Raw genomic sequence first — 8,665 nt, 5'->3', positions numbered from 1 at the left:
GCCGACGACCGCCGCCCCCTTGCCCGCTCCCCGGCCCACCGGCGCGGCACCCGCACCCTCGCCGCGTCCGGCGAGCGTGACGCCAGGGGCCCGTCCACTGGCGCCGAGAGCACCCGGAGGCCCGGGGGGACCCGGTGCGCGTCCGGGCGGCTTCGGTGGTCGGCCGGGGGGCTTCCGCTCCTCGACGCCCCGGCCTCCGCCCACGCCCGAGCAGATCCTCGCGCTGGCGCAGCGCGAGCATGTGCCCGCGCGCATCGCCAAGGGGGAGCTGGAAGGGAAGATGAAGGCCCGCATCTGGCGCAAGCTGCACGCCGAAGAGGCGAAGCGCTTCGACCAAGTCTACGAGCTGATGGGCCAGACGCCGAGCTTGTCGTTGGGGGATGCCTTCGGCGTGCTCCAGAGCGGCATGACGGTGGCGGAGTTCATGGCGCGCAAGGAGCGCACCCAGCGCAAGGCGGCCATCAAGCAGGCCCGCGGCGAGGTCGACAACGCCGTGGTGGCGGAGCTGCTCGGCGGCCTCATCGCCGGCAAGGTGGAGGTCTCCGTCGTCCTGGCGGAGCGCTCGCTGCTGGACACGCTCGTCGCGGAGGAGCCCATCGCCTTCACGCTGGAGCGCACCGGGCGGCTGGAGAAGCTGCAGGTGGTGCTGCTGGCGCGGCGCGCTGAGTGGGAACGGCTGCTGCCCGGCCTGGAGCGTGACGCCAAGCTGACGCAGAAGCCTTCCACGGTGGCGCGTCAGCCGGACAAGCGTCCGTACTCGGACCCGCGCGCGTTCCTGGACCACCTGGGCGAGACGGTGAAGCTGGTGCTGCGCAACGGCATCACGCTCCAGCTCCCGCTGATGCACGTGGGCCGGTTCGACCTGCTCCTGGGTGAGCCGGGCCACGAGGTCTTCGTCCCGCTCCACGCCCTGCTCCGGTTCGAGCCGGGTCCCGCGAGCGCTCCCGTCGACGAGGCCTGAGGGCCCTGACGTCGGGGGCGCCGCCCCTTTCACCTTCGCAAGTTCTTCGTTCGAGGCACCCCATGCGCCCCTTCTTCTCCCGCATCATCAAGCCCTGGCTCGCGCTCGCCGCGACGGCCGCCATGGTGGGCGCCACGCAGCAGGGATGCACCAAGGACACGCCCGCCGCCGAAGCGGCCTCCTCGGCGCCCACCGTCCCCGAGAAGCGGGAGAACGGCGTGCGCGTGGTGGAGCTGACGGTGACGGAGAAGGGCTACGAGCCCAGCCCCGTGACGCTCAAGAAGGGCGAGCCGGTGAAGCTGGTGGTGACGCGCAAGACGGACCAGACGTGCGCCACCGAAGTGGTGATGGACGGCTACGACATCAACACGCCGCTGCCGCTCAACCAGCCGGTGGACATCTCCTTCACACCCAAGGAGTCCGGAAAACTCGTCTACGGGTGTGCCATGGGGAAGATGATTTCCGGCGTTTTCCTGGTGGACTGAAGACGTAGGCTGAAATCTGGGCACCGCGCCGGGAAGCGTTAGTCTCCCGGCCCTGCATGGGCGGCGCGGCGGAGCTTTTCACGCGGCATGTCTTCCTCGACCTCGAAACCACGGGGTTGGATCCACGTGCCGACGAAATCATCGAGCTGGGGTGTCTCTTCTTCGAGAACGGACGCGAGGTGGACCGCTTCGCGCGGTTGTACTCGGCGTCGCGACCCCTGCCTCTCACCATCCGACGGCTGACGGGCCTGACGGACGCGGACCTGGAGGGTCGGCCTCGCTTCGGGACTGACATCGAGGAGCTGCGAAGTCGGCTCACGGGCTGGACGGTGGTGGCGCACAACGCGCCGTTCGAGAAGGGCTTCCTGCCGGACTTGCTGGGTCCCATCCGCGCGCCGGTGCTCGACTCGTGCGAGTTGATGCACTACCTGCACCCGGAGCTGACCAGCCACTCGCTGGAGTCGCTGCTGCGCTGGGCCGGGCTGGGCATCCGCCAACCGCACCGCGCGCTGTCCGACTGCGAAGCAGTGCACGCCGTGCTCGTGCAGACGATGGACCGCTTCGTGCGCGAGGGCCGGGGCGAGGACGTCTCCGACCTGCTGGCCACGCTGGACCCTCGGGCCGCGCGGCGGCTGGGGCCTCCAGAGACGGACGGCGGCGCGTTCGACTACGAGGAGTGGCCGCTGCTGGAGCTGCTGTCGCGACTGAGCGACACCTGTCGCGCCGCGCCCGCGTCGCTGGCGCTGGAGACGCAAGGCTTCCTTCGCGGGAAGCCCGAGCGACGGCGAGCAGCCGGTGTCCCCTCGCTGCCCGAGCCCGAGACCGACACGCCGGTGCTGCCTGTGCGGGCCGACGAGGTGACGGCGGTGCTGGGCGCTGGAGGCGCGCTGGAGCGGATGGAGGAGGGCTTCCGGAGTCGGCCCGCGCAGCTGGAGATGGCGCATGCGGTGGCGCGCGCGCTGTCGGACGGTGAGCAGGTGGCGGTGGAGGCGGGCACGGGCACGGGCAAGTCGCTCGCGTACCTGGCGCCCGCGGCCCTCTTCGCCGCGCGCAACGGGCGCAAGGTCGGCGTGGCCCCGCACACGAAGACACTCCAGGACCAGTTGCTGGAGAAGGACCTGCCTCGACTGCACAAGGCGATGGGCGGCACCTTCGGCTACGCGCTGCTCAAGGGACAGTCGAACTACCTGTGCCGACGCCGCGCGCTGGAGGCCACGCGCGTGGAGCCGGGCATGGGGCACTCGGCTCGCGCGCCTCGCGCCTACCTGCGCGCGTACCTGCGCCGCAGTGTGGATGGCGACATGGACCGGCTGAGCCACTGGTTCCGCGAGCGCTTCCCCGTCCTGATGGGCCTGACGCCCGCGGTGCGCTCCGAGGCCGCGACGACGCTCGGCGAGAAGTGCCCGCACTACCACCGGTGTTTCTACCACTCGGCCGTGGCCCAGGCGCGCGAGGCGGATGTGCTGGTCATCAACCAGTCCCTCGCCTTCGCGTGGCCGGCGCGCTACCCGAAGCTGGAGCATCTGGTCCTCGACGAGGCCCACGAGGTGGAGGACGTGGCCACCACGGCCCTCACCGTGGAGCTGTCGGACCTGGCCTTCCAGCGGCTCACCGAGCGACTGCACGGACGCGATGGACGCCACGGCCTCTTCGCGGAGCTGCGGCGCGCCCTCTCCGCGTCGCGTCGCGAGGAGTCGCGCGCGCTGATGGGCCAGGTGGAGGACGCGCTGCGCCGGCTGATGGACGAGGCGCGGGACCTGGGCTCGCGGGTGACAGAGCTGTGCGAGCCCTCGGCGACCACCGCGGGAGAGGACCCCGACGAGGGCGCGTATGCGCCGGAGCTGCGCGTGACGGAGGCGGTGCGCGCGCTGCCCACGTGGGAGCCGGTGCGTGACGGCCTGGAGCTGGTGCGCGGCGCGCTGCAGGCGCTGCACACGCTGCTCGCGGTGCGGGTGCTGGAGGCCCTGCCGGAGCTCGCCGCGCGGATGCCCGCGCTGGAGCGCGAACTGTCCGGTGCCACCACGGAGCTGGGCGAACTGGCGACGCTGGCGCAGGAGCTCTCGGGCGAAGCGGCGGCGGGACGGTGCTACTCCGCGACAGCCGAGCCTCGGCGACAGCGATGGAACGTGGGCGCGCAGCCAGTGGACGTGTCGTTCCATGTGTCGCGTGACTTCGCGGCGAACAAGCGCGCGCTGGTGTTGACCTCGGCCACGTTGGGTCCCACGAGCCACGGCTCGGGAACGCCCTTCGTGTTGAAGCGGCTGGGGCTGGATGGACGCGGAGACCGCCCTGCCCCTCGGCTGTTGCGCGCACCGTCTCCCTTTCAGCTCCACGAGCAGGCGCTGGTGGTGCTCGTCACCGATGCGCCGCGCGCGCACGAGGACCCGTTTGTCGAGTGGGCCGCGACGCGGATTTCGGGCCTCGCGCAGACGATGGGTGGACGGCTGCTGGGCCTGTTCGCCTCCACGCGGCGCATGGAGCGCGTGGGCGCGGAAGCGCGGAGCCGACTGGAGCCGCTGGGCATCGAAGTGCTGCGGCAGTCGCGCGGACACAGTCGCTCGCTGGCGGCTCGGCAGGAGCGCGACACGGGCACGGTGCTGCTGGGCACGAAGAGCTTCTGGCAGGGCGTGGATATCCCAGGCCGGGGCGTGGGCTGCGTCTTCATCGACAAGCTCCCGCTGGAGCCCGCGCTGCGTCCGTTGGTGGCCGCGCGTGAGGAGCCGCTGGCCCGCTCCGGTGGCGAGTACCAGGGCTTCCTCCAGTACCGACTGCCACGCGCGTTGCTGCTCCTGCGCCAGGGCGTGGGTCGACTCATCCGTTCCACCACGGACCGAGGCGTCGTCATCGTCGCGGACCCGGGCCACCCGAGCTACCGCGCGCACCTCATGGAAGCGCTCGACGGTTATCGCGTGGAGGCGCTTCCGTGGGCCCAGGCGCGCCTGCGCATCCACGCCGTGCTCAAGCAGACGGGGCTCACCGTGGACGTGGCCTCGCCACCGTGAAGCTTCACAAGTCCGCTCCCGTGGACTCCTTCACGGAGTCCTGGAACACGATTCACGCGCATTGCTTGATTCCTGCTTCAGAGCGCGCGCGATTGTGCATGGCCCACGCATTGCTCATCCGCCTCGGGCATTGACGCGCGAGGCTGCCAACTCCACGCTTTGAAGCATGGGACGGCACGCGGACAGAGTTCGTGGTGACGCCTTCCCTCGGGCGCCCACCCAGGAGGCGTGGGACGCGATGGGGCCCGAGGAGAGGGCGCAGGTGGTGGAGTCACTGCCGGCGGAGGTGACGTACCGGGAGATGTCGCCGCCCGAGGGGGACTTGCATCAAGACGCGAAGCACCGGGTGCTCGATGTGCTCAGGCATCACTTCCGTCATCGGCGGCGCAAGGCCTACGTCGGCTCGGAGCTGCCCGTGTATTACCCCGGGGAGCGCCGCTTCGCGCCGGACCTGCTGGTGGTGTTCGACGTCGAGCCACACCCTCGTGAGAAGTGGCTGGTGAGCCATGAGGGCAAGGGCCTGGACTGGGTGATGGAGGTTCACTCGGGCGGCAACCGGAAGAAGGACGCCGTGGTCAACGTGGAGCGGAACGCGCGGCTCGGCGTCCGCGAATACTTCATCTACGACGCGGGTCGGGAGCGACTGGAGGGGTTCCGGCTGAAGTCCGCCAAGGACAGGACCTATGTCCCCCTTCGGCCGAAGCAGGGACGGTTCACCTCGAAGGTGCTGGGGCTCGAGTTCGAGGTCCGTGGCGACAAGATGCTCGTCTGGGCCGGTGAGACGCTGTTGCTCGAGTCCACCGAGATGATTGACCAGCTCAAGGCCCGGATGGAGAAGGCCCGGCTGCGCCGACAAGCGGAGGCCCGTCGACGTCGGCAGGCGGAGACCCGGCAGCGACGTAAGCTGGAATTGGCCCTCAAGGACGCCGAACAACAAATGGCGAAGATGAAAGCCGAGCTCCGCAAGCTGCGTCCCCGGAAGCACTGACCGGGGACGGCTGCGCGGGGCTCAGGCCTCCAGGCGCGCGCGGAAGCGGGACTCCAGCGCGCGCAGCTCATCGAGCGACTCTCCCGGCACACCGGAGCGCTCCGCCGTCTCCAGCGCTTTCGCCAGCACCCGAGCATCCTCTTCGCTCTGGTCCCGCAGCTTCTGCATCATGCTCCGCGTCGCGTCGAACAATTCCCGCAGTTCGTCGCCGTCGCGCAGGCCGTACTGCGGCGGGCGCAGCTTGCCCTCGTACACGTCGCCCACCATGCGCCGGATGCGCAACAGCGGCCCGGCCACCCGGTGCGTCACGACGATGGTGCCCATCGCCACCACGGCGATGAAGCCCACCAGGAAGGCCCCCAGCACCCACCACGTCGCGCGCTGACGCCACTCCAGCTCCGCGCGTTGCTCGACGATGGCGGCCCGCTCCGCCTCGTAGGCCGCGTCGATGCCTTGCGCCTTCTCCCGGAAGGTGGCCTCGAACGTCGGGTCGTCCATCCGCGCGAGCAGCTCGTTGGACAGCGTGGCGCCGGACAACTCCCGGCTGACCTCGGCGGCCCGGGAGCGGGCCTCCACCGCTGTCGCCGTCTCCCGCATCAGCGCCCAGGCGGAGCGCACCAGGAACACGCCCAGCAGGGCCGACAGCACCACCGTCACTCCAACCATGTACGCGGTCAGCTTGAGCTGGAAGCTCGTATCCAGGAGGAAGTTACGCCAGCGCCGCTTCGGGGCCGCCGCGTGCGCCGTCGTGCTCGTCGTCATGTCTCGTTGCTCCACTCGAAGGTTTCCGCTGCTTCCTCCACCGCGCGCGGCACCAGCGCCTTGAGGAGGTCCGCCGGCTGCGCGCCCGCGGCCTTCACATCCACCTGCCCCAGCAGGGACAGGTCCGGGTAGCTCAGGCAGACGATGGCCACCCGCAACCCGCCTCCCTCCATCGCATGGACCTCCGGGGTGATGCGATAGCCATGCAGGCCCAGCTTCTTCAGCGCCCCCTTCGCCGCCGCCTTGGACTCCTTGGCCGGCGCCAGCAGCGCGCCCCGGCGAATCAGCCGCGAGCGCAACCGCGCCTCGGTGGCCTTCACCAGCTCGGCCGGCAACGAGCGCGTGAGGTCCTTCATCCCCTCCAGCGAAACGTAGAAGCGCGGAGGTCGTGCCTGGTACTCCTTCAGCGCGCTCACCGCCTCGCGCACGGCAGCCTGCACCGTCGCGTCCGCCTCCGTCTTGTGGGCCTCCAGACAGGGCAGCGCGGAGGACTCCTGCAGCTTCGCCAGGGACTTGGCGACGGCCGCGCGCACCAGCTCGCTCGGGTCCTTCAGGCCGCCACACAGGGGCGTCACGGCCTCCGGATCCTCGGTGGCCCCCAGCACCAGGGCCGCCTGGGAGCGCGAACGGGGGTCCTTGCCCTGCGTGAGTTGGCGCCCGAGGAACGCAAGGCGGGTGTCCCCCTGGGCGAGGGTCACACCGGGCACGACGAGCAACACGAGGAGGGGGAGGGCAGGCAGCCGCATGGCGGGGACGACGGAGAGTGTAGCGCCGTCTGCCCGCTGACGAACAGTTGCAGGATGCCCGGTCCACGCACACCCACCTTCCCTGCTTGCGTAGGCAGGGTGGATCCGACCTGGGGCCATCCTGGGGTAACGTGCGCACGTCCAGGAGGGCATGCCCGGTGTCATTCGCTTCCCGGTTGGAAGGTCTGCTGCAGCAAGTGGGGTTGAGCGGCGTGGTGGAAGAGGTGCGTTCGCGCCTGGGCTATGCGCGCCCGCAGGCCCCTTCCCGCAACGGTGCCGACCATTCCGCACCCCGTCACGTGGATCGGCGGAACTCGCCGTCCCCTGCCCCCGTGGCCGCCGCGCCTCCCAGCGCGCCAGAGTCCACGCGCGTCGAGCGCACACCGCGCCCGCGCCCCATCTCCGAGGTGGACGGTCCTCCCGCCGAAGCCGTCGCCGCCGAGCCACCGGCGCCTCGTGCCCCGAAGGTGGCGAAGAAGACCCGGGCCGTGAAGTCCGCGAAGCCCGCCGCCGCCAAGGCCTCCGTCACGAAGTCGGGCAAGAGCCCGGCCCGGAGCAAGGCCCGCGCGAAGAAGCGCGAGGCGGCTCCCGCGTCCCAGGCGGCGTCCTCGGCGGACACGGGTCAGGCCGTGGGCCAACTGATGGAAGCGCTCCGCGCACACCCCCGTCACGAGGAGCTGCGCTCCGCGGGCAAGCTGAAGGATCAGCTCGTGCGCTCGCTGATTCCGCTGTACCTGGCCCGGGCGGTGGAGCTGGACCTGGAAGTGACGTCGGGGACGACGTCCCGCTTCTGGGGCGAGCTGGGCGTCACCTACGCCGCCCCCAACGCCGCGAAGGCGCTGCGTCTGCACGCCGGCTACGCGCAGGATACCAAGAAGGGGAAGGCCATCACTCCCAAGGGCGTCCAGTACGTCGAGGAGGCCCTGAAGCGGCTGCGCGAGAGCGCGGCCTCCTGAAGCACGCGCCCCCGTGAGCCACCGAGCCGAGTGTCCGCCCGGTGGCACTCCAGGGCCAGCGCGGACCGTCGGAGGTTCGCTGGCGGACGCTCCCCAGGGCCTCTCGAACGAGCGGCTGGCCCGAGCCAGGAGGTCCCCTAGATTGGCGCGGAGCGATGGCCACGACGCGCCCTTCACCCTGGACGGCTTCCCTGTCTCCCCCCACCTCCCTCCTCGGGATGGCGAGCGTGGGCGAGGACCGCCTCCAGGCTGAGACGCCGTCCGGTCGCTGGGGGGTGGCGCGGGGTGGGGCATGGGCCCGGACGCGCTGACCTTCTACCGGGCCGCGAGGCGGCTGAAGAGCCTGGGTGTGCCCGTGCTTCCGAGCATGGTGGCCGCCGTGGGTGACCGGTTGTTGCACTGCCATGTGGACATCGACGCGCGCCTGCACGCCTCCGTGGGGCTGGGTTACGGCGGCGTGGGCGTGGTGGTGGCGCCGGGGGTGGAAGTGGGCGAAGGCAGCTTCCTCTCCCAGAACGTCAGCGTGGAGCCGAGGCGCGGCGAGGCGGGAGTCCCCCGCATCGGCCGCAACGTCTATGTGGGCGTGGGCGCGCAGATCATCGGCCCGGTGACGGTGGGAGACGGCGCGGTGATTGGCGCAGGCGCCCTGGTCATCTCGGATGTGCCCCCCATGGCCGTGGTGGCGGGAGCCCCCGCCCGGGTGGTGAAGCAGAAGGCCGCGAACGGACACTGAGGGGCGGACCCCACGCGGGCGTGGCGCGGTGT

Annotated in this window: 8 protein-coding genes; 6 read left to right on the top strand and 2 right to left on the bottom strand. The window is 71.0% G+C overall.

The genetic code is table 11. The features are described 5' to 3' along the window. From HR086_RS41650 to HR086_RS41635, 4 genes are all read left to right on the top strand, one after another. The coding region (locus HR086_RS41650) for a hypothetical protein (protein WP_254626675.1) at positions 1-961 on the top strand (961 nt) is incomplete at its 5' end. Between the two features lie 62 nt (positions 962-1,023). Continuing rightward, positions 1,024-1,446 (top strand): cupredoxin domain-containing protein, encoded by a 423-nt coding sequence (locus tag HR086_RS41645; protein WP_174468396.1) that lies wholly within the window; start codon positions 1,024-1,026, stop codon positions 1,444-1,446. Positions 1,447-1,502: 56 nt separating this feature from the next. Continuing rightward, positions 1,503-4,448: a helicase C-terminal domain-containing protein gene (locus tag HR086_RS41640; protein ID WP_174468395.1), complete on the top strand. Its 2,946-nt coding sequence runs from the start codon at positions 1,503-1,505 to the stop codon at positions 4,446-4,448. Between the two features lie 238 nt (positions 4,449-4,686). Then, positions 4,687-5,436 carry a Uma2 family endonuclease gene (locus HR086_RS41635; RefSeq protein WP_254626674.1) on the top strand — a complete coding sequence of 250 codons (750 nt, stop codon included), beginning with the start codon at positions 4,687-4,689 and terminating at the stop codon, positions 5,434-5,436. Positions 5,437-5,457: 21 nt separating this feature from the next. Here HR086_RS41635 and HR086_RS41630 read toward each other — a convergent pair whose 3' ends face one another. Then, on the bottom strand, positions 5,458-6,198 hold the full coding sequence (locus HR086_RS41630; RefSeq protein WP_141647923.1) for a HAMP domain-containing protein: 741 nt from the start codon (positions 6,196-6,198) through the stop codon (positions 5,458-5,460). Further along, positions 6,195-6,944 carry a HEAT repeat domain-containing protein gene (locus tag HR086_RS41625; protein ID WP_174453006.1) on the bottom strand — a complete coding sequence of 250 codons (750 nt, stop codon included), beginning with the start codon at positions 6,942-6,944 and terminating at the stop codon, positions 6,195-6,197. The genes HR086_RS41630 and HR086_RS41625 overlap by 4 nt, the downstream gene beginning before the upstream one ends. A gap of 158 nt (positions 6,945-7,102) precedes the next feature. Between HR086_RS41625 and HR086_RS41620 the strand changes: the two genes are divergently transcribed. Together HR086_RS41620 and HR086_RS41615 are read left to right on the top strand one after the other, a co-directional pair. Then, positions 7,103-7,900 carry a hypothetical protein gene (locus HR086_RS41620; protein ID WP_141647925.1) on the top strand — a complete coding sequence of 266 codons (798 nt, stop codon included), beginning with the start codon at positions 7,103-7,105 and terminating at the stop codon, positions 7,898-7,900. 292 nt (positions 7,901-8,192) lie between these two features. Next, on the top strand, positions 8,193-8,633 hold the full coding sequence (locus tag HR086_RS41615) for an acetyltransferase (protein ID WP_141647926.1): 441 nt from the start codon (positions 8,193-8,195) through the stop codon (positions 8,631-8,633). Positions 8,634-8,665 lie beyond the last annotated feature (32 nt).

Origin of the sequence: Myxococcus sp. CA039A (genome assembly GCF_013336645.1) — a bacterium.
In the GTDB taxonomy this organism is placed as follows: Bacteria; Myxococcota; Myxococcia; order Myxococcales; family Myxococcaceae; genus Myxococcus; species Myxococcus llanfairpwllgwyngyllgogerychwyrndrobwllllantysiliogogogochensis.
This window is presented reverse-complemented; position numbering and strand designations above follow the sequence as displayed.

Coding starts and splice junctions, on each gene's coding strand:
- HR086_RS41645 (WP_174468396.1), top strand. CDS start 1,024: ATGCGCCCCTTCTTCTCCCGCATCATCAAGCCCTGGCTCGCGCTCGCC.
- HR086_RS41640 (WP_174468395.1), top strand. CDS start 1,503: ATGGGCGGCGCGGCGGAGCTTTTCACGCGGCATGTCTTCCTCGACCTC.
- HR086_RS41635 (WP_254626674.1), top strand. CDS start 4,687: ATGGGGCCCGAGGAGAGGGCGCAGGTGGTGGAGTCACTGCCGGCGGAG.
- HR086_RS41630 (WP_141647923.1), bottom strand. CDS start 6,198: ATGACGACGAGCACGACGGCGCACGCGGCGGCCCCGAAGCGGCGCTGG.
- HR086_RS41625 (WP_174453006.1), bottom strand. CDS start 6,944: ATGCGGCTGCCTGCCCTCCCCCTCCTCGTGTTGCTCGTCGTGCCCGGT.
- HR086_RS41615 (WP_141647926.1), top strand. CDS start 8,193: ATGGGCCCGGACGCGCTGACCTTCTACCGGGCCGCGAGGCGGCTGAAG.